The sequence below is a fragment of the Consotaella aegiceratis genome (assembly GCF_036541425.1).
Lineage (GTDB): Bacteria > Pseudomonadota > Alphaproteobacteria > Rhizobiales > Rhizobiaceae > Consotaella > Consotaella aegiceratis.
Map to the genome: position 1 here is coordinate 74,105 of NZ_JAZHFT010000013.1, position 19,139 is coordinate 93,243.

The 19,139-nt window shown below is 63.1% G+C and carries 18 protein-coding genes, 1 tRNA gene, 2 pseudogenes and 1 riboswitch; of the genes and pseudogenes, 13 read left to right on the forward strand and 8 right to left on the reverse strand.

The features are described 5' to 3' along the window. Window positions 1-10: 10 nt before the first annotated feature. The 3 genes from phoU to SMD10_RS11360 all read left to right on the forward strand — a co-directional run bounded on the left by phoU (window position 11) and on the right by SMD10_RS11360 (window position 2,043). Window positions 11-751, forward strand: a complete 741-nt coding sequence (gene phoU / locus SMD10_RS11350; protein ID WP_331685798.1) for a phosphate signaling complex protein PhoU — start codon at window positions 11-13, stop codon at window positions 749-751. Between the two features lie 4 nt (window positions 752-755). After that, entirely contained in the window at window positions 756-1,490 is a 735-nt protein-coding gene (gene phoB, locus SMD10_RS11355; protein WP_331685799.1) for a phosphate regulon transcriptional regulator PhoB, read from the forward strand. A 61-nt stretch (window positions 1,491-1,551) separates the two neighbouring features. Next, window positions 1,552-2,043, forward strand: coding sequence for a GNAT family N-acetyltransferase (locus SMD10_RS11360; RefSeq protein WP_331685800.1), 492 nt, complete (start codon window positions 1,552-1,554; stop codon window positions 2,041-2,043). 34 nt (window positions 2,044-2,077) lie between these two features. Here the strand turns inward: SMD10_RS11360 and SMD10_RS11365 are convergent, their stop codons facing one another. Together SMD10_RS11365 and SMD10_RS11370 are read right to left on the reverse strand one after the other, a co-directional pair. Beyond that, the gene (locus SMD10_RS11365) at window positions 2,078-2,539 is read right to left on the reverse strand and encodes a GNAT family N-acetyltransferase (protein WP_331685801.1); all 462 of its coding nucleotides are present in this window, start codon (window positions 2,537-2,539) and stop codon (window positions 2,078-2,080) included. Window positions 2,540-2,588: 49 nt separating this feature from the next. Then, on the reverse strand, window positions 2,589-3,128 hold the full coding sequence (locus SMD10_RS11370; protein WP_331685802.1) for a GcrA family cell cycle regulator: 540 nt from the start codon (window positions 3,126-3,128) through the stop codon (window positions 2,589-2,591). A gap of 428 nt (window positions 3,129-3,556) precedes the next feature. Between SMD10_RS11370 and SMD10_RS11375 the strand changes: the two genes are divergently transcribed. The 3 genes and pseudogenes from SMD10_RS11375 (at window position 3,557) to SMD10_RS11385 (ending at window position 6,745) form a co-directional block, all read left to right on the forward strand. Then, window positions 3,557-4,768 (forward strand): aspartate aminotransferase family protein, encoded by a 1,212-nt coding sequence (locus SMD10_RS11375; protein WP_331685803.1) that lies wholly within the window; start codon window positions 3,557-3,559, stop codon window positions 4,766-4,768. An 8-nt stretch (window positions 4,769-4,776) separates the two neighbouring features. Continuing rightward, window positions 4,777-5,709, forward strand: a complete 933-nt coding sequence (gene argF / locus SMD10_RS11380; RefSeq protein WP_331685804.1) for an ornithine carbamoyltransferase — start codon at window positions 4,777-4,779, stop codon at window positions 5,707-5,709. 22 nt (window positions 5,710-5,731) lie between these two features. Further along, a pseudogene (locus SMD10_RS11385) lies at window positions 5,732-6,745 on the forward strand (Hsp33 family molecular chaperone). 70 nt (window positions 6,746-6,815) lie between these two features. Here the strand turns inward: SMD10_RS11385 and SMD10_RS11390 are convergent. Next, window positions 6,816-7,571: an SDR family oxidoreductase gene (locus SMD10_RS11390; protein ID WP_331685805.1), complete on the reverse strand. Its 756-nt coding sequence runs from the start codon at window positions 7,569-7,571 to the stop codon at window positions 6,816-6,818. A 561-nt stretch (window positions 7,572-8,132) separates the two neighbouring features. On the opposite strand from SMD10_RS11390, the gene SMD10_RS11395 reads away from it, so the two are divergent. Beyond that, complete coding sequence (locus tag SMD10_RS11395; RefSeq protein ID WP_331685806.1) at window positions 8,133-8,552, forward strand: nuclear transport factor 2 family protein; 420 nt, start codon at window positions 8,133-8,135, stop codon at window positions 8,550-8,552. 62 nt (window positions 8,553-8,614) lie between these two features. On the opposite strand, the pseudogene SMD10_RS11400 reads toward SMD10_RS11395, so the two are convergent. Continuing rightward, window positions 8,615-9,586, reverse strand: a pseudogene (locus SMD10_RS11400) (glycerophosphodiester phosphodiesterase family protein); the annotation flags it as partial. 1,342 nt (window positions 9,587-10,928) lie between these two features. On the opposite strand from SMD10_RS11400, the gene hcp reads away from it, so the two are divergent. Beyond that, complete coding sequence (gene hcp, locus SMD10_RS11405) at window positions 10,929-12,572, forward strand: hydroxylamine reductase (protein WP_331685807.1); 1,644 nt, start codon at window positions 10,929-10,931, stop codon at window positions 12,570-12,572. Window positions 12,573-12,632: 60 nt separating this feature from the next. On the opposite strand, the gene apaG is transcribed toward hcp, so the two are convergent. Then, on the reverse strand, window positions 12,633-13,025 hold the full coding sequence (gene apaG / locus SMD10_RS11410) for a Co2+/Mg2+ efflux protein ApaG (RefSeq protein WP_331685808.1): 393 nt from the start codon (window positions 13,023-13,025) through the stop codon (window positions 12,633-12,635). Window positions 13,026-13,121: 96 nt separating this feature from the next. Here apaG and SMD10_RS11415 point away from each other — a divergent pair, with 96 nt between their 5' ends. Next, entirely contained in the window at window positions 13,122-13,727 is a 606-nt protein-coding gene (locus tag SMD10_RS11415; RefSeq protein ID WP_331685809.1) for a CDP-alcohol phosphatidyltransferase family protein, read from the forward strand. 239 nt (window positions 13,728-13,966) lie between these two features. Then, the gene (locus SMD10_RS11420; protein ID WP_331685810.1) at window positions 13,967-14,497 is read left to right on the forward strand and encodes a hypothetical protein; all 531 of its coding nucleotides are present in this window, start codon (window positions 13,967-13,969) and stop codon (window positions 14,495-14,497) included. Here SMD10_RS11420 and SMD10_RS11425 read toward each other — a convergent pair. After that, the gene (locus tag SMD10_RS11425) at window positions 14,494-15,690 is read right to left on the reverse strand and encodes an O-succinylhomoserine sulfhydrylase (protein ID WP_331685811.1); all 1,197 of its coding nucleotides are present in this window, start codon (window positions 15,688-15,690) and stop codon (window positions 14,494-14,496) included. The genes SMD10_RS11420 and SMD10_RS11425 overlap by 4 nt on opposite strands. A gap of 67 nt (window positions 15,691-15,757) precedes the next feature. Next, window positions 15,758-15,836, reverse strand: a riboswitch (SAM riboswitch). A 51-nt stretch (window positions 15,837-15,887) separates the two neighbouring features. Between SMD10_RS11425 and SMD10_RS11430 the strand changes: the two genes are divergently transcribed. Beyond that, window positions 15,888-16,997: a 2'-deoxycytidine 5'-triphosphate deaminase gene (locus tag SMD10_RS11430; RefSeq protein ID WP_331685812.1), complete on the forward strand. Its 1,110-nt coding sequence runs from the start codon at window positions 15,888-15,890 to the stop codon at window positions 16,995-16,997. A 149-nt stretch (window positions 16,998-17,146) separates the two neighbouring features. Here SMD10_RS11430 and SMD10_RS11435 read toward each other — a convergent pair whose 3' ends face one another. Further along, entirely contained in the window at window positions 17,147-17,776 is a 630-nt protein-coding gene (locus tag SMD10_RS11435) for a hypothetical protein (RefSeq protein WP_331685813.1), read from the reverse strand. 311 nt (window positions 17,777-18,087) lie between these two features. Between SMD10_RS11435 and SMD10_RS11440 the strand changes: the two genes are divergently transcribed. Continuing rightward, window positions 18,088-18,161, forward strand: a tRNA-Gly gene (locus tag SMD10_RS11440). Between the two features lie 318 nt (window positions 18,162-18,479). Beyond that, window positions 18,480-18,605 (forward strand): hypothetical protein, encoded by a 126-nt coding sequence (locus tag SMD10_RS11445; protein WP_331685814.1) that lies wholly within the window; start codon window positions 18,480-18,482, stop codon window positions 18,603-18,605. A 10-nt stretch (window positions 18,606-18,615) separates the two neighbouring features. Here SMD10_RS11445 and SMD10_RS11450 read toward each other — a convergent pair whose 3' ends face one another. Next, window positions 18,616-19,002 (reverse strand): methylglyoxal synthase, encoded by a 387-nt coding sequence (locus SMD10_RS11450; RefSeq protein ID WP_331685815.1) that lies wholly within the window; start codon window positions 19,000-19,002, stop codon window positions 18,616-18,618. Window positions 19,003-19,139 lie beyond the last annotated feature (137 nt).

Below are 19,139 nucleotides of genomic sequence, written 5' to 3' on the forward strand. Positions count from 1 at the left end.
AGGAGGCACCATGGAAGAACATACCGTCAGATCGTACGACGAAGAGCTGCGCTATATCGTTCGCCGGATTTGCGAGATGGGCGGCCAGGCCGAGCGGCTGGTCGAGCGCTCGGTGACGGCGATGACGCGCAACGACCTGCCGATGGCGGAATCTGTCGTCGTCGAGGACGCGCTGCTCGACGCCGCCCAGCGCGAGCTCGACGAGCGCGCGATCCTCACCATCGCCAAGCGCCAGCCCATGGCGCAGGATCTGCGCGAGATCGTCGGCGCCATCCGCATCTCCAACGACCTGGAGCGCATCGGCGATCTCGGCAAGAACATCGCCAAGCGGGTGATCGCCGTGCACGACCATCCGCAGCCGCTGCAGCTGGTGCGCGGCATCGAGCACCTGTCCGAGCTGACGCTGGAGCAGCTCAAGGAGGTTCTGGACGCCTACGCCACGCGCGACTATCACCGCGCCGAGATGATCCGCGACAAGGACGAGGCGATCGACGCCATGTATACGTCGATCTTCCGCGAACTCCTCACCTACATGATGGAGGATCCGCGCAACATCTCGGCCTGCACGCATCTGCTCTTCAGCGCCAAGAACATCGAGCGGATCGGCGATCACGCGACCAACATCGCCGAGACGATCTACTACATCCGCACCGGCGCCCAGATGCCGATGGAACGCCCCAAGGGGGACCGCACGGCCTCCATGGTGGTTCCGCCGGAGGAGGGGGCAGCGACGACGGACGTCGAGGGTTAGCCGCATGAACGCACGTATTGTGGTGGTCGAGGACGAGGAGGCTCTGGGCCTCATCCTTCGATACAACCTGGAGGCCGAGGGTTATTCGGTCGACACGATCATGCGCGGCGACGAAGCCGACCTGCGCCTCAAGGAAGACGTTCCCGACCTTCTCATCCTCGATTGGATGCTGCCCGGCCTGTCGGGCGTCGAGTTGTGCCGGCGCCTTCGGACCCGGGCGGAAACCGAGCGCCTGCCGATCATCATGCTGACGGCGCGCGGCGAGGAATCGGAACGCGTCCGGGGCCTGTCGGTGGGGGCCGACGACTATGTCGTCAAACCGTTCTCGACGCCGGAGCTGTTGGCGCGGGTTCGCGGCATGCTGCGGCGCGTCAAGCCGGAGAAGATCGCCAGCCAGCTCGCCGCGGGTGACATCGATCTCGATCGCGAGACGCGCCGGGTTCGCCGGGCGGGGCGCGAGATCAAGCTCGGGCCGACCGAGTTCAAACTCCTGGAATTCCTGATGCAGGCGCCCGGCCGCGTGTTCTCCCGCGAGCAGCTTCTCGACGGGGTCTGGGGCCGCGACATCTATGTCGACGAGCGCACCGTCGACGTCCATGTCGGACGGTTGCGCAAGGCGATCAACCGCGGTCGCCAGCGCGATCCGATCCGCACCGTGCGCGGCGCCGGCTATGCCCTGGACGAGCACTTCGCGGCCAAGATGCCGGCCCGTGTCGACGGGGCCGCCGCGAGCAATTGAGGCTCGGGCACTTCCGCGGCGTTGACGACGGGCAGCGGCGCCGGCAAGTGTCTTTCGATGAATGGCTCGATCCCGACCCTATAGACTGGACGATGGTTCGGCATTGGTCGATCTCTGGCGGCAGACATGGATTGCCACCTATGAAGGGCAACTCGGCCGGCCCGCCACCGACAAGATGCTTGCGCAGCTTCGCGACCAGGGCTGTTCGGCGATGATCTCAGGCAACGACGAAACGGCGCTGTGTGCCGTGTGCGACGGCATGATCGTCGGCAGTGCGATTTTCGCCGAGCGGGGAGGGACGGCCTATCTATGGGGCATGTACGTCCATCCCGCATTTCAGCGTCAGGGGATCGGCGAAAGCCTGCTCGCGGCCGTGTCTGCGGCATGCTCCGGCCGGAGACTGGAAGTCCAGGTGCTGAAGACGAGCCTTGCGGCCCTTCTTTTTTATCGAAAAGCTGGATTTTCCGATCTGGGTGAAGTCGAGGCCGACATCATGCTGTCGGTGAAGGCGCAGGTGGTCGTCATGGGGCGGCGTCTCGACTCGGAAGTCTGAGCCGCCGCCTGGGCGTCCGGCCGCCGTTCCGACCTCAGGCCGAAAGCCGCTTGCTCATGTAGACGGTGGTGCCGCCGCGAAACGGCTCTTCGCGGTCGATCCCATAGCCAAGGCGTTCATAGAAGGCGACGTTCTCGGCGAAGGCCTTGTTAGTGTAGAGCTTGATCAGCCGGTACTGGAGTTCGGCCGCCACCGTCTCTGCGCGCGCCATCAAAAGTCGGCCCAGGCCCTGTTTCTGATGCTCGGGCGACACGGCGACATTCTCGATGAGCAGGGCATCGGGGTGGAGAACCAGCTCGACGAGGCCCAGAAGCACACTCTCCCGCTCGGCGAGATCGATGCGATGGGCGGCGACCGCCATCTCATAGTCGGCGGTCATCGGCAAGGGCTCGCGGCCGATCACCGGGACCCACTTGGCATAGGCGCGGCGGGTCAGCTCGCGGACCGCTGCGGCATCACCCAACCGGGCGGTGCGCCACGCGACGGCGTTGCTCATCGCAGCACCGCAGGGCTACGAGGATTTCGACGGGAGGAAAGACGACGGCTCAGCGAACGCGCCGCCGTTCGGAGGGCGGCTGAAAGGCGAGCTTGGCGTGGTAGGTGCAATAGGGCGAGCCGTCGCCCGCATGGTTGCCGCAAAAGCGGAAATCTTCAGAAAGCGGGTCGCCCAGCGGCCATTTGCAGGTCCGCTCGGTCAGCTGCACGAGGGTCAGGTTGCGCGAGATCGGCACGACTTCGCCGTTGCGGGGCTCCTCGACGGTTTCGGCCACCAGGTCCGTCATGGGCTCGGCCTTGAGCGCCGTCGCGCCGACCGAGCGCGGAACCGCCGCCGGACGCTGCTGCGCGATGCGCACGGTCGCTTCCACGCGCCGGGTATCCTCGACGATGGGCTCCACCACCTTGCCGGAATTGGCGGCCTGGCTGACCGCCGGCGCCTTGGCCCGACCCTCGAGCTTCAGCCGATGGACCTTGCCGATGACGGCATTGCGGCTGACGCCGCCAAGCTGAGCGGCGATCTGACTGGCACTCAGCCCCTCGCTCCAAAGCTGTTTGAGAAGCTCGACCCGCTCGTCAGTCCAACTCATCCAGAAAGCTCCTAAATTGGCTCGCTGGTGCGGCGTTCGGAATCCATTATCGTCCCGAGATCGAGATCCCAGGGGACATGGTACTATATGTACTCGATAACTAAAGTCTGCCGCACCAAATCTTGTGTTAATCTAAATTTAGCCCATCGGCTGACTCGCTGACAAGAGTCGGGCGGCCCTGACGAATCGGTTTATCGGTTTTTCCCCAGCTTGTCGGCTCGGTGGCACGGCTCCGACATGGCGATCGGACGGCCGATCGCGACGAGACATGATCGCGCAGCGGCGGGACTTTCATTGACAATTTGCCACGGGGCCGTGGTATACGCATCTTTCTTTAGATGCATGTACGGTGGTGTCGTCGAAGCCTGCCTTAGCGGCAGGCTTCCGTGTTTCGGAGACGGCCCGCATTTCTTGAAGAAGCTAAGCCCATGGCCCCGACGTCCGCAGAGCATTCGCCGCTTTATTCCACCTACGCCCGGGTGAATCTGCGCTTCGAGCGAGGCGAGGGCGTCTGGATCTACACCGACGACGGTCGCCGTTTCATGGATCTGTCGGGCGGCATCGCGGTGAACGCGCTCGGCCATGCCCATCCGCATCTGGTCGAGGTGCTGAAGAGCCAGGCGGAAAAGCTTTGGCACACCTCGAATCTGTTCGAGATCCCGGGGCAGCGGCGGCTGGCCGAGCGGCTGGTCGAGGCGACCTTCGCCGACCGGGTGTTCTTCACCAATTCCGGCGCCGAGGCGCTGGAGGCCTCGATCAAGACGGCGCGGCGCTATCATTACGTCGAGGGCCGTCCCGAACGCTATCGCCTGATCACCTTCGAAGGCGCCTTCCACGGCCGGACGCTGGCGACGATCGCCGCCGGCGGTCAGGCCAAATACCTGGAAGGCTTCGGCCCCAAGGTCGACGGCTTCGATCAGGTGCCGTTCGGCGACATTGCGGCGGTCGAGGCGGCGGTCACCGAGGCGACGGCCGGTATCCTGATCGAGCCGATCCAGGGCGAGGGGGGCATCCGTGCCGCATCGCCGGAGTTCATGCGGGCACTGCGCGACCTGTGCGATCGTCACGGTCTGCTCATGGTGCTCGACGAGGTGCAGACCGGCATGGGCCGCACCGGCCGGCTGTTCGCGCACGAGGCGTCCGGCGTTACCCCGGACATCATGGCGGTGGCCAAGGGCATCGGAGCGGGCTTCCCGCTCGGCGCCTGTCTGGCCACGGAAGATGCGGCGCGGGGCATGACGCCCGGCACCCACGGAACCACCTATGGCGGCAATCCGCTGGCCATGGCGGTGGGCAACGGCGTGCTCGATGTCGTTCTCGCCGACGGCTTCCTGGAGCATGTCCGGGACGTCTCGCTGCTCTTCAAGCAGTCGCTGGCCTCGCTCAAGGACCGGTATCCCGAAATCATCGAGGATGTCCGGGGCGAGGGGCTGCTGCTCGGCATCAAGCCCAAGCTCGGCAATGCGGCTTTTGCGGCCGCGCTGCGCGACCAGGGCGTCCTGACGGCGCTGGCCGGCGAGAATGTCGTGCGCCTGCTGCCGCCGCTGATCATCAAGGCGGACGAGGTCCGCGAGGCGACGGGCCGGATCGAGGCCGCCGCCGCCTCCCTTTCATCAGAGACAGAGCGGCAAGTTGGATGAGTGAGCCCATGTCCAAGTCCCAACAGCCCCGGCATTTCCTCGATATCGCCGAGACCAGCCAGACCGAGCTCCGCTCTATCCTGAACGATGCCGCCAGGCGCAAGGCGCTCGGCCGCGACGGGCCGAAGCCGCTCGACGGCAAGGTGCTCGCCATGGTGTTCGACAAGCCGTCGACGCGCACGCGCGTCTCCTTCGATGTCGGCATGCGCCAGCTCGGCGGCGAGACGCTGTTTTTGTCCGGTGCTGAGATGCAGCTCGGCCGCTCCGAGACGATCGCCGACACGGCGCGCGTGCTGTCGCGCTATGTCGACGTCATCATGATCCGCACGACCCGGCATCAGCGCCTGCTGGAAATGGCCGAATACGCGACGATCCCGGTGATCAACGGGCTGACCGACGACACGCATCCGTGCCAGATCATGGCCGATCTGCTCACTCTGGAGGAAAAGCGCGGGCCGGTGGCCGGCAAGACGATCGCCTGGTCGGGCGACGGCAACAACGTCCTGAACTCGTTCATCGAGGCCTCGGCCGCCTTCGACTTCAAGCTGAAGATCGCGACGCCCGAGGGGTCCGGCCCCGACATGCGCTATGTCGAGAGCGCGCGGGCCAGGGGCGCCAAGATCGTGCTCACCGACGATCCGGTAGAGGCGGTCACGGATGCCGATTGCGTCGTCACCGACACCTGGGTGTCGATGGGGCGCGAGGCGCAGGCCCGTGGCCACAACGTCTTCATGCCCTATCAGGTCAACGAGTGGCTGATGGGCCATGCCAAGCCGGATGCGCTTTTCATGCATTGCCTGCCGGCGCATCGCGGCGAGGAGGTGACCGACGCCGTGATCGACGGTCCCCAATCGGTTGTCTTCGACGAGGCGGAAAACCGCCTGCATGCGCAGAAGTCGGTGATGGCCTGGTGTTTCGGCAAGGTGCTTGCCGATGATTGACGCGAACGGCTGACGTGATCCTATGACGGACGTGAACCTCAGGCTCGGTGATTTCGGCCATGCCGGCGACGACGCGGTCGTGCCCTTTCAGGTGGAGGCGCTCGATGCGCGCGGCCGCGCCGTGCAACTCGGCACCATGCTCGACCGGATCCTGGCGCGCCACGACGACTATCCCGAGCCGGTGTCGCGCCTGCTCGCCGAGATGATTGTGCTGACGGTGCTGCTCGGCACCTCGCTGAAATTCGAGGGCAAGTTCATCGCCCAGGCGCAGAGCGACGGACCGGTCGATCTTCTGGTGGTCGACTTCTCCACACCGTCGGACGTGCGCGCCTATGCCCGTTTCGACGCCGAGAAGGTGGCCGAGGCCGGCACGCTGGGTACGGCTGCCGAGCTTCTGGGCGACGGCGTGCTGGCGCTCACCGTCGATCAGGGCGCTCATATGCAGCGCTATCAGGGTGTCGTTCCGCTGCACGGCGAGTCGCTCGAAGAGGTGGCGGAGACCTAGTTCCGCCAGTCCGAGCAGATCCCGACCACGGTGCGCCTGGCCGTCGCCAAGATCGCCCGGCGGGAAAAGGAAGGCGGCTTCCGCGAAACATGGCGGGCCGGCGGCCTCATCGCCCAGTTTCTGCCGGATGCGCCGGAGCGCATGCGCCTGCCGGACCTGCCGGGCGGCGATGTCCCCGAGGGCGTCGAGGAGGAGAGCTTCCTGGAGCCCGATGACACCTGGCTGGAGGTCCGCGCGCTGGTCGACACCGTCGACGCCTCGGAACTCACCGACCCGGATGTCGGCGTCGAGCGGTTGCTCTTCCGGCTGTTCCACGAACGTGGTGTGCGGGTGTTCCCGTCCAACGAAGTCCGCGACTTCTGCTCCTGCTCGCGCGAGCGCATCCGCGAGGTGCTCTTGAATTTCTCAGCGGAAGAGATCGAAGAGAGCATCGAGGACGGCAAGATCGAAGTGACCTGCGAATTCTGCGGCGAGGGCTACGAGTTCGATCCGAAGGAATTCGAGAGCGAGGACGGCGAAAGCGACAGCTGAGACCGTTGGCTCGGCGACGCGCCTATAGCGAAGGCGCGCCGCACTCTTTTCGATGGCTATGTCTGCGATCTCAGGCCGGGTTCATGGCCGCGAAAATGCTGTCATAGGTGCCGTCGCGCTCCGACCATCGACGCGCCTGATCCCGTTCCAGCAGAAGCTCGCCTCGGGGATGCTGCCCCTGTTCGAGCATCGCAAACACCTCCGAAATATAGGCGGCGAGAGGCATCGCGCGCGGGTCTGTCGCCTGCGCGTCTCCCGTCAGTTCCGTCTGAACGTAAGGCGGCGACAATTCTAGGACCTCGACCGAAGTGTTGCGCAACTGGTGCCGCAACGATGTCAGCCAGGAATGCAGGAACGCCTTGCTGGCGCAGTAAGTCGGAAAATCCGCGCGCGGCAGGAAGGCCAAGGCGGAACTCGTCGCCATGATGGTCGCGGCGGTCTGCGACTTCATCGCGGGCAGAAAGGCCGCGGCCGCGCGCAGCACGCCCACGATGTTGGTTTGCACGATGGCTTCTGCGTCGGCCGCATTCCAGTTGTCCGCCGTCATATCTTCGGGGCGCGAGATGCCCGCATTGGCGATCAGAACGTTGAGGTGCGGAAATCGCTCGCGGACCATGCCGGCCGCGCCGGCCACCGATTGGGGATCGTTCAGGTCAAGGCAGAGCCCGGTGATGTCCGGGCGTTGACGCGTGATCTCGTCGAGCATCTGCTGCCGTCTTCCGGTGACGACGACGCGATTGCCGCGATCATGAAACGCTTCAGCCAGAGCGCGGCCGATGCCGCTCGTGCCGCCGGTGATCAGGATGGTGTTGTCCGTCATTCGCATTGTCGGATCCTTTCCAGGGTGTTTGAGGAAAGGCTACGGGTTCGTCTTCCGACCCAACGCAAGCTCCACCCGCCGGGACTGGGCGGACGACGGAGCGGCAAATCGAGGGAAGCGAATGTTCCGCCGCGCCTTTAGTCCCGAGATTCCCCCGCTGGGACCTTCTCGGCAAAGGGCGCGTTGGATGACGGTAACGCCTACGGCAGCGTGGCTGCAGGGGCGTGGCTAGCCGAGATCGACTCGGCCGTCAACGTCGTATGAGCGATGTCGGCCCGTGAGGCAAACGGCCGTTCGCAGAGATAGCTCTCGACAACGGCGTTCAGCTCCACGCGTCCTTGGTACGACCGGAGGGAAGCCATGGTCGCCTGAAGCGACGGCCATTCCTTGTCATCGTAGCTGCCCCCTCGAGCTCGGGCGGGCGGCCGGAAAGGCGGTCGCCGCTCCGAGCGGCAGATCGCCATGGCGCGAAAGCCGTATTGAATGGCTCCGATACGTTAGCGGCGCCTGTCGGAAGAGGCTAACTTCGGCCTGCTCTCAATGCCTCGAGACACCAGGGTGGCCGCAGTGACCGACGATCCATTGACGCGGGACGAGGTCCACGACCTCCTTCGACGAATTTTTGCGGCGTTCACCTCGCCAACGGCGACGCCGGCGGACTTTGCCGAACTGCTGACGCCCGACTACGTCCAGCGCGTGGACGGCAAGCAACTCGATTATGCCGGCTTTGTTGAGCATCATCAGGCTCTTCGGAAGAGCATCGTGTCGGGAAGCGTCAGTTTCGACCATGTCGTCACCGACGGCGCTTCCGCGGCAACGGTGCATATTGCCGAGGCCGTCAAGACGACGGGCGAGCGAATTCGCCTCAAGGTGATCGCCTATTACGAGTTTCGCGGCGGCCGCATCAGTCTGATCGACGAACTGACCCATATGCTCGAAGGCGAGCAGGGAGACCGGGACCTGGGATCGCGAACAGTGCACGGCTGAGAGCTGCGATGGGGAAACTGAAGCGGGCCTCCTCGCTCGGTGACGGTGCTGGTCGTTTCTGGTTTGAGGGCCTTGGCCACGGCTTCGATCTCGTTCGTCATGATGCCGCCGGCATAACCTTTGGGCAGCCGTTCGATGTCGTCGGTCGTGTCGATTCCCGTCGAGAATCCGCCACCGTGATAGGGCCCGAAGACGAAGACCTCGCTGCCGGCCGCCGCCATCCTGTTCATGAAGCGATCCGGCCAGCCCCACAGCCAGGGCGCGATGTTGATCGGCACGTAGACCGCCGTGTCGCGACAGGCTTTCGGCACGATGCCGGCCCAGCCGTAGCCCATATAGGAGAAGAGGCAGCTTTTCAGCGTGGCCTTTGTCAGGGTCTTGAGGCGGGGCATGGCGCTGCGCAGAGTTTCGACCGGCTGGTCGGCACCGTACACCATCAGTCGATCCACCTGCTCGGCTGGGCGATCGGCCAGAGCCGCCGCCAGCTTCTCACCCTCCGACGGATCGTTGCTCTTGATGTTGATCAGGAAGGCGCGATCGGGGAAGGTGGAGAGCACCTCGTCCAGCGTCGGCATCAGGCCGACGCCCTGGCCTCTGAACGGATAGGTCTTGCCGCCGTCCGCCGTATAGCCGTAGCCGACGTCCAGAGCCTTGAGTTCGGCCATCGAATGCTCGCGCGTCACGCCGTGTCCCTCGGTGCGGCAATCGACCGTCCAGTCGTGAAAGACGGCGAACTGACCGTCGGTCGTCGGATGGATGTCCAGTTCGACCACGTCCGCGCCCGCCGCAAAACTCGCGCGCATCGAACGGATGGTGTTTTCCAAATAGTCGTGGTGGGGCGGCAGCATGCGCTCCGCGGTGCAGGTGTCCGCCTTGATATCGGTCGTGTCGAACCGCTGTGCGATGCCGCGATGGGCGAGCAGCTTCGGCGTGCTCTCGACCGGAGAGGCCAGGAGATTGGTGTTGGCCAGATAGAGGCCGGCAACTGCCAGCGCGACGGCGCCCCCGACCACCCGCCAAGTCCGCCTCGCCATGCCTTGCCCTCCCAGAGCGCGCCCACCGCTTGGTCGATGGCGCACTTCAAAACGGTCTCAATGCGGCGAAGTCGTGTCCTTAAGTGCAGAGAGCACAAGCGCGCGGGATGGGCGGATGCCGTCTGCGGGCTCGGAGGTCACCGACCGGATGCCGGCGTCGGGCTCCCTTTGCTCTCGTTTTCCCAGGAACGGTGTGTGCGAATTTGTCCGTCCGAGGTCCGCGATCTACCCCTGCCCGTGCAAGCATATCCGCTGGTGTTGCAAGCAAGCTGTCACAATCGCCTGTTCGATTTAATGGGAAGCATGTTACCGGTATAATCCCGTTAGGTCTTGGCCTATGTAATACAAAAAAATAACAATAAAAAGTAGCGCGACAATCCCTCCAATGGCGTTTAAGCGTCGCCTTCGATAATCTGAGAATGCCCGGAATGCTGAGCGAATAGTTCCAATGGTGGTCCCGATATTAATTAATATCCATGCAAGAGACAGAATAACATCCAGAGAATGCATCGGCCATGTATTGGAATAAGCGCCGGCCCACACAACGAAGAGCGTTGAAATGATGTAAATCGCAATTGTAGTGATTAGCGATAACCATGTGCCGATCGATCCTGACCAATGTCGTAAAAAATAATATTTCAAAATAACAACTCCAAGCGTGTGAATATTGAAAATTTTTTAATACATAGTTGATCGTAGGAATATATATTCTCCAATCTCACTCTCACACGTGGGAAGGTTTGCCATGGTCCCCGGATTCATACGTCGAGAAGCTGCGGCCTTCGAACAACAACTTCAAAAGCTGGCCGTTCGAAATGTGACTGATCATGCCAGCGGACAAGGCATCTTCGCCTGTTTGACGAGCAGGTTCCAGCTCGCATGAACGAAAGATGCAAAGACAACGAGAAGCAATGAGGCAAGCGTCGTTGAGGCTCCCTAGATCGCGCCATGCGCCAAATTGACCAAGAGCAAGAAGCAGATGAGGCTATCATGAGCCTCGAGGAAAATCACGATGCCGAAGTGGCAGCCTTATCAAACACAACAAGCAGAATGCGCGGATTCCCCTGGTGGCATCGGTTGGTTGGATAAGTTCAGCTATTGGAACGAGGACGGTTCCTGACGACGCGTGCAAGCGGGGTTTTAATTTGAAACTGAATCACGGTATTCCGCTTTGTCAACAAGTAAGCCGATCGAAATACCGCTCCGAGGGCATGGGCCATTGCCGGCCGGAACGGCCGAGATGCCGCAGCCAATCGTTCCGCTCTTTGTCGCCGCGCAAAACAGACGTCCTCCGATCTCCCTAAGCCCTCTCATCGACCAGGGTTTGAGGGAGATTTTCACTATGTACTGTGTCCAATGCGAGCAGAGCCAGCGTGACGGCTGCCATGCGGCGGTCGGCAATTGCGGCAAGACCGCGCCAGTGTCCGATCTGCAGGATGTGCTGCTACGCGTCATGCTGGGCGTCTCGGTCTTCGCCCATCGCGCGGCGGAACTGGGCGGCCAGGATGCGGAGATCGACCGGTTCACGCCGTTCGCCTGGTTCACCACGCTGACCAACGTCAATTTCGACGAGGCGCGCTTCGTCGGCTGGATCGCCGAGGCGCTTGAGATGCGCGATCGGGCGCGGGCGCTGGCCGAGGCGCACGGCGCTGATCTCGCCGATCTGCCCGAGCCGCCCACATGGCAGCCGGGCCAGACGCTGCAAGCGCTCCTCGCCGCAGCCCCCGATGCCGCGCTCAACCGCTTCATGGACCGCGACGGCCCGACGATCGTGGGCTTGTGCAATCTCGTGCTCTACGGCCTCAAGGGCTGCGCCGCCTATTATGACCACGCCAAGGTGCTGGGTTCCTCGGACGCCGGCATTATGGCGGGCTTTCACGCGCTCGCCGCCTTCCTCGCGACCGACCCGACCGACATCGGCATCCTCCTGTCGCAGGCGCTCGCGGTGGGCGACCTCAACATGCGCTGCATGGAACTGCTCGACGGCGCCAACACCGGCCGCTACGGCCATCCCGAAATCACCCGCGCGCGGGTCACCCCCAAGGCCGGCAAGGCGCTGGTCGTCTCCGGCCATGATCTCGGCGACCTGGAGAAAATCCTGAAGCAGACCGAGGGCACCGGCATCAACGTCTATACCCATGGCGAGATGCTGCCGGCGCTCGCCTATCCGGGCTTGAAGAAATATCCGCATCTGGCCGGCCATTTCGGCGGTGCCTGGTACGAGCAGCAGAAGGAGTTCGCGAGCTTCCCCGGCGCCATCGTGATGACGTCGAACTGCCTGATCGACCCGACGCTCAAGGACTATCAGGATCGCCTCTTTACCCGCGGGCCGGTCGGCTGGCCGGGCGTCTCGCATATCGAGGGGCAGGACTACGGGGCGGCCATCGCCTGCGCGTTGGCCCAGCCCGGCTATGACGAGGACGGCCCGGACGAGACGATCCCGATCGGCTTTGCCCGCAACACGGTGATGAGCGTCGCCGACACGTTGCTCGACATGATCGGCAAGGGCGAGGTGAAGCACATCTTCCTGATCGGCGGCTGCGACGGCGCCCGCCACGGCCGCACCTATTTCCACGATCTCGCGGTGGCGACGCCGCCCGACAGCCTGGTGATGACGCTCGGCTGCGGCAAGTTCCGCTTCAACCGCGAGGACCTCGGCGCCATCAACGGCATCCCGCGCGTCCTCGACGTCGGCCAATGCAACGACGCCTATTCGGCGATCCAGATCGCCGTCGCCGTGGCGGACGCCTTGAAGGTCGGGGTCAACGACCTGCCACTGACGCTCGCCGTCTCCTGGTTCGAGCAGAAGGCGGTGGCCGTGCTCCTGACGCTGCTCCACCTCGGCATCACCAACATCACGCTCGGGCCGACGCTGCCGCAATTCCTGACGGCCGAGGCGCTGGCGGTGCTGATCGAAAAGTTCTCGATCCGCCCGGCCGGCCGCGTCCAGGACGACCTGAAGATGATGCTGGGACAGGCGGCCTGATCGCTCCCAGACAGGAATGGCAGCGATTTCACCCCGGGCGGCGGCTCTCGCCGCCTTGGCTCAATTGAGCACGCGGGTCTCGTCGGGGACGTCGAGCGAGAAGGCCGGCACCTCGACGGTAAAGGTGCTGCCGTCGCTTCCCTCCATGTCGTAGTGGCCCCGCATGATCCCCGACGGCGTGCCCAGCGGGCATCCCGAAGTGTAGGTGAAGCTGTCGCCGGGCGACAGCGTCGGCTGCTCGCCGACGACGCCCTTGCCGCTCACTTCCTCCACGTGGCCGTGGCCGTCGGTGATGTGCCAGTAGCGTGATCGGAGTTGAACGGTGTCCAGGCTGCCATTGGTGATCTCGATCGTGTAGGCCCAGACCCACTGTCCTTCCTCCGGCTCCGACTGGTTTTCGAGGAAGGTCGGGGTCACGGTGACGGTGATCGATCGGGTGGTTGCCTGGTACATCGCCGGCTCGAGGCTTGGACAGAGAGCGGAACGCGGCGATATATCGCGCTCCCCGGCAATCCGGTCAATGTGGGCGTGGGGAGAAGGCGTGGTGGCGTGCTCGACGGAGTTCTGAAGCGGCGGATCGATCCGGTGCTCGATCGGCTCGGCGCCGGGCTCGGCCGCATGGGGGTCGGCGCCGACACGGTGACGATCGCGGGCTTCGGCCTGGGACTGGCCGCAGCCGTCGCCATCGCCACCGGCCATCCCCTAATCGGCCTCGTGCTGATCCTGGTCTCGCGTCTGGCGGACGGCCTCGACGGCGCTTTGGCGCGAAGCTCGGCGCCCACCGATTTCGGCGGCTATCTCGACATCGTCCTGGATTTCGCCTTCTACGGCGCCATCCCGCTTGCCTTCGCGATCCTCGATCCGGAGCAAAACGGCGTCGCGGCCGCCGTGCTGCTGACCAGCTTCTACGTCAACGGCGCGAGCTTCCTCGCCTTCGCCGTCATGGCTGAGAAGCGGCAGCTTTCGACCGACCGGCGCGGCGTAAAATCGCTCTATTTCACCACCGGGCTCGCGGAGGCGACGGAAACCTACGCCGCCTTCGCCCTGTTCTGCCTGTTTCCCGGCGCCTTTCCGGTCCTCGCGTCGATCTTCGCCGCCATGTGCTTCGTCACTTTTGGCGCACGAGTCCTCTTGGCGGCGAAGCTGTTTCGCTGACTGGAAAGTGCCTTCCAGGAGGACGCATTGCCCCTCATAGCGTCATCCTCGGGCTCCGTCCCGAGGATCCCGAAGAAGGGAAGCTGCGGACGGACCCACCGGAGGCTTATCCGGCCCAAAACTTGTATGCTCGGGACGCAGCCCAGGACGACGGCAATCGTGGGCAGGGCGCTCTTCCGGAGGGCTCCCCGAGAAGATGCCCTCGTGATACCGTTCAACCTGAGGCAGAGGCTGGTCGCATGTTCAAGTTGTTTCAAAGCAGGAAGCGCAAAGCCGAACATGAGCAGTTGCTCGTAGATATGATGCGAGCCGCCGCTGAAGGAGAGAATATCGCTCGCTTCCGTTCGGCGGCGTCGATGATCGGCGCCCAGACGTCAGGCTTGGAAGGCTCGCGGTTCGTAGGTGTCGTCTCTGGTCGGCTTGCGAGGCGGCTGATCGACGAAGCGTCCTACTTTTGGGAAGACAAGGACGCTCAATTTGTAGCTGGTCTGTTCGCTTTCGTCGCTTGCAACCACGTCTCCTACAAGACCGGAGACCCTTTCGAAGAGTCTACAGTCATCGCCATCCTTGAGATCGTAACTCCAGAGCTCGAACGAGCAGCGGACCTGCACAGCGAAGTCGTAAAGACTTACAACGGGTTGGGGGAGAACCAGCCGAAGCTGATGCAAGCGATCGGGCAAACAACGGCACGCTGGTTTTCCGAACCGTCCGACGAGAACCTGCGGAGCTTGGCCGACCTTTTCGAAGTCTGCGTAAAGAACCTCGACTAAACCGCCGCCAGCGCGGCCTCGATGTCCTCCAGCAGGTCGTCCACGTCCTCCAGGCCGACCGAGAGGCGCAGCAGGCCATCGCCGATGCCGAGTTCGGCGCGCGTTTCCGGCGTCAGGTTCTTGTGCGTGGTCGTCGCCGGATGGGTGATCAGGCTCTTGGCGTCGCCGAGATTGTTGGAGATCTTGACGATGTCCAGAGCGTTCGAGAAGCGGAAGGCCGCCTCCTTGCCACCCTTCAACTCGAAGGCGATCAGCGTCGAGCCGCCCGTCATCTGCTTGGCGATGACGGCGGCGTCCGGGTGGTCGGCCCGGCCGGGATAGTAGACGCGCGCCACGCCGTCGGCCTCCGCCAGACGGTCGGCGAGCTTCGCCGCGCTCTGCGTCTGCTGGGCCACACGCAGGGGCAGGGTTTCCAGGCCCTTGAGCAGCGTCCAGGCGTTGAAGGGCGAGAGCGACGGCCCGGTGTGACGGAAGAAGTCGTGCAGGTTTTCCGCGATCCAGTCGGCCGAGGACAGGACGATGCCGCCCAGGCACCGCCCCTGGCCATCGATGTGCTTGGTCGCCGAATAGACGACGATGTCGGCGCCGAGTTCGAGCGGCTTCTGAAACATCGGCGTGGCGAACACGTTGTCGACCACCAGCGTGGCCCCGGCGTCATGCGCGATCGCGGCCACCGCCGCGATGTCGATGACGTCGAGCGTCGGGTTGGTGGGCGTCTCCATGAAGAACGCCTTGGTGTTGTCGCGGACGTTCGCCTTCCACTGATCGATGTCGCGGCCGTCGATGAAGGTCGAAGACACGCCGGCACGGCCCAGCACGGTCTCGATGACATAGCGGCAGGAGCCGAACAAGGCGCGCGAGGCGAGAATATGATCGCCCGCCTGCACCTGGCACTGCAGCGCGCTGGTGACGGCGGCCATGCCCGAGGCGGTGGCGCGCGCATCCTCGGCGCCTTCCAGCGCCATCATCCGCTCCTCGAACATGCGTGTGGTGGGGTTGGCGTAGCGCGAATAGATGAAGCCCGGCTCTTCGCCCTTGAAGCGCGCCTCGGCGGCTTCCGCGCTGTCGTAGACGAAGCCCTGCGTCAGAAACAGCGCCTCGGAGGTCTCGCCGAAGCCCGAGCGCGCGGTGCCGCCATGGACCATGGCCGTCGCCGGGCGGAACGGGCGAAGTGTCTTGCTGGAATTGCTCATGACGAAAATCCTCGACGTCTCGATCGCCGGTTGCGAACCCTCGCCAAAGCCGGCCCCACGACACTCACCTGTCCGAGGATCGGCCTGTTTAGCGAGTTGTTTAACGTGGCTGCAAGCCGGCCGGCCAAATCACCACCAATGGAGCGCTGATAGCCCCAAGCTGGACACGCGTCAATTCCGGCAATAAAGGCTGCCGCATGGCCGAGAGGGGACAAATGCCGGAGATGATGAACGGAATCCTGCCCGACCGGGAACTCGAAGCGTTGTTTGAAAGCGGCGCCATCACCGCGCCTCGGCCGCGGGACGCGGATCAGATCCAGCCGGCGAGCCTCGATCTGCGCCTGGGCGCCACGGCCTATCGCGTGCGCGCGAGCTTCCTGCCGGGCAAGGGCCAGACCGTTGCGGCAAAGCTCGATCGCTTCTCGCTGCACGCCATGGATCTGCGCGAAGGGGCGGTGCTGGAGACCGGTTGCGTCTACATCGTGCCGCTGCTCGAAGCCTTGGCTCTGCCGGCCGACGTGATGGCGGCGGCGAACCCGAAATCCTCGACCGGCCGTCTCGACGTCTTCACCCGGCTGATCACCGACGGCGCCCAGTCGTTCGACGAGGTGCCTGCCGGCTATGCCGGGCCGCTCTACATCGAGATCAGCCCGCGCACCTTCCCGATCGTCGTGCGCACCGGATCGCGCCTCAACCAGATCCGCTTCCGCCGCGGCCATGCCGGGCTCTCCGAGCCGGAACTGGTCGCGCTCGACCGCACCGAGCGGTTGGTCGGCCGCGACGACGCCAATATCAGCCACGGCGGCGTGGCGATCACCATCGATCTCGCCGGCGACGCCGATGGCCTCGTCGGCTATCGCGGCAAGCGCCACACCGGCGTCATCGACGTCGATCGGCGGGACGCCTATGCGACGGCGGAATTCTGGGAGCCGATCCATCGCCTCGGCACAGGGGAACTCGTGCTCGACCCGGACGAGTTCTACATCCTCGTTTCCGGGGAGGCGGTCCACGTGCCGCCGGCCTTCGCCGCCGAGATGACGCCGTTCGATCCCTTGGTCGGCGAGTTCCGGGTGCACTATGCCGGCTTCTTCGATCCCGGTTTCGGTCATTCCGGGGCAGGGGGCTCGGGCAGCCGGGCCGTGCTCGAGGTGCGCTCGCGCGAGGTGCCCTTCATCCTGGAACACGGCCAGATGGTCGGCCGCCTCGTCTACGAGCGCATGGCCGCTCAGCCGCAGCACCTCTACGGCGCGGATCTCAAGTCGAACTACCAGGCGCAGGGCCTGAAGCTCTCCAAGCATTTTCGCTGAAGACGCTGGCCAGCGGTGCGGTGGCGCATGTCCCCTTGACTACCTAAGCGCAGCGTTCCCCGCCTTCTCCGCGCGTAGTCGCGATTATTGTTTCCATGCAACAAAAAGAATCTCGATGGGTGCCTTGATAGGTATAAAATGTCGATATTCTAAGATTTGATTCTGAATCTTATTCTAAGACCAAAGTATCGACGTAGATCGGAATTTAAACTCTTAAAGCACCATTCGGTGGTGGTTTTGTCGTTTTTAAGAATATCTACCCATTCCCTTAGAAGCAAATTGATACGAATCGCTAAGTATTGGAATTCATCCTCGTACGAATCATGGATTCGAACTGCAATATCTCCCCAGGGATTGACTAAAGGTGTGCTTATTTGAGAAAGACGATTCCTCATTTCGTTAAATTTATAAACCATATCTCTCAACAGAGAATGTTTGTAATCAATATTAATAATATTATTAGTGAGGTCATCATCTTTTAATTCAAGAAGAGCGTGGAGTTCATCGTATTCTATGGTTATATGCCGTATTTCCCCAATTATAGGCTTGACCGCTAGAAATAGTGGGGCTCCATCATTTGCATCTCGGAATCCGTCATCAAGATATTTCAATACGTTGGAAATGTCCCTGTGGATGTGGATGAGTTTGAGCAGCAGGTGATGGGAAACGCTCGATCGATGCCGGTTGTTCTGCCAATGGCTTGCAAGGAATTGGGCGACAACCGTCATTCCGCCACCGATGATCGCACCAACGATCGCCGCCCAGAATTCGCTATCCATTGCGCGCCCTTTCGCGAGTTGTCGCTAAGGTAGCCCGTTCCGATCAGCAAAGTCGATCAAGGTTTGGGCGAGCAGCCGGATGCCCTCCGCTGGGAGTCAGAGGCCGAAATTGGTGATGATCATGCGGTGAGGTTCTCCCTAACCTAGCCCTAGTTGAGTAGCCCATCGGTGTAATCCAGGTCAGTAGATTGTTCCGTGATTGGAACTGAGCCACATGGCGACGGAGTTGCGGAGGTTAGCTTCGAACACACCGCACCCCCATGCAAATCCGCTTGAAGCCGAGCCGGCCTTGGTGCTAACGGTTCTCCCGCGCGGGTATGATGTAATGGTAGCCTGTCAGCTTCCCAAGCTGAACGCGCGGGTTCGATTCCCGCTACCCGCTCCAACTCCCCCGATCGAGCATGATTGACCGCCGATAGCCATTGGCGCATCGGCGGGCTGGCACGCGAAGGCCGCTGACGGTGGAAGGAAACCGACTGCCTCCCGGATCTGCAAGCCTGCACATCCCCCGTTCGTCGCATGGCACCCCTCAGCCAAAGCAATGCGGTGCAGGCGAAATCTGAACGACGGAAGCAGCCGGCTTCCAGGACATAGGCTCGTCGCCGTCCAGGGGAATAAGCAAAAATGCCTACCCGACTAACGGTTTGCCGCCATTGAGGCTTTTTGCACCGCACAGGGAACGGTTCGCCTGAACGATGGTTAAATGGCCCAAGACGACGAGGAGAATGAGATGCGGGTCGAAACCTTCGTGGCGATCTTCGTGAATACGGTGTTCTTCGGGATGATCCTGGGCGTCAGCGCCGTTGGCGCGGTGATCCTCTTCCCCTGATACCGTTCGCCTATTTCAGGCCGAACGCCGGCAGGCTGATCAGAAGCTCCGCCGTCGACAGATTGAGCGCCATCGGAATGTCGTAGAGCTCGCCGAGCCGCGTTAGGGCCTTGACGTCGACATCGTGCGGCATCGGCGACAGCGGATCGACCAGGAAGATCAGTCCCGCGATCCTTTCCTCCGCGATCATCGCGCCGATCTGCTGGTCGCCACCGAGCGGGCCGCTCTTCAACCGCGTGACCTTCAACTCCGGGCAGGCTTCCAGGATCCGTCCGCCCGTCGTGCCGGTAGCGTAGAGCTGGAAGGCTGACAGCTGCCCGACATGGGTCTTGGCGAAGGTGACCATCTCGTCTTTTTTTGCGTCGTGCGCCACGAGAGCAATGGCGGGCTGGGTCATCGGGCAAGCCTTCGTTCGGGTTGAGCCGACCTCAGTCTGTAGCGCGGCGCCCAGCACATTTCCATAACGAAAGCCGCTTCGGCCGGCACCGTGACAAGCCGCTGCGCTGGATCTGTTCCTGATGGTCCGATCGGCCG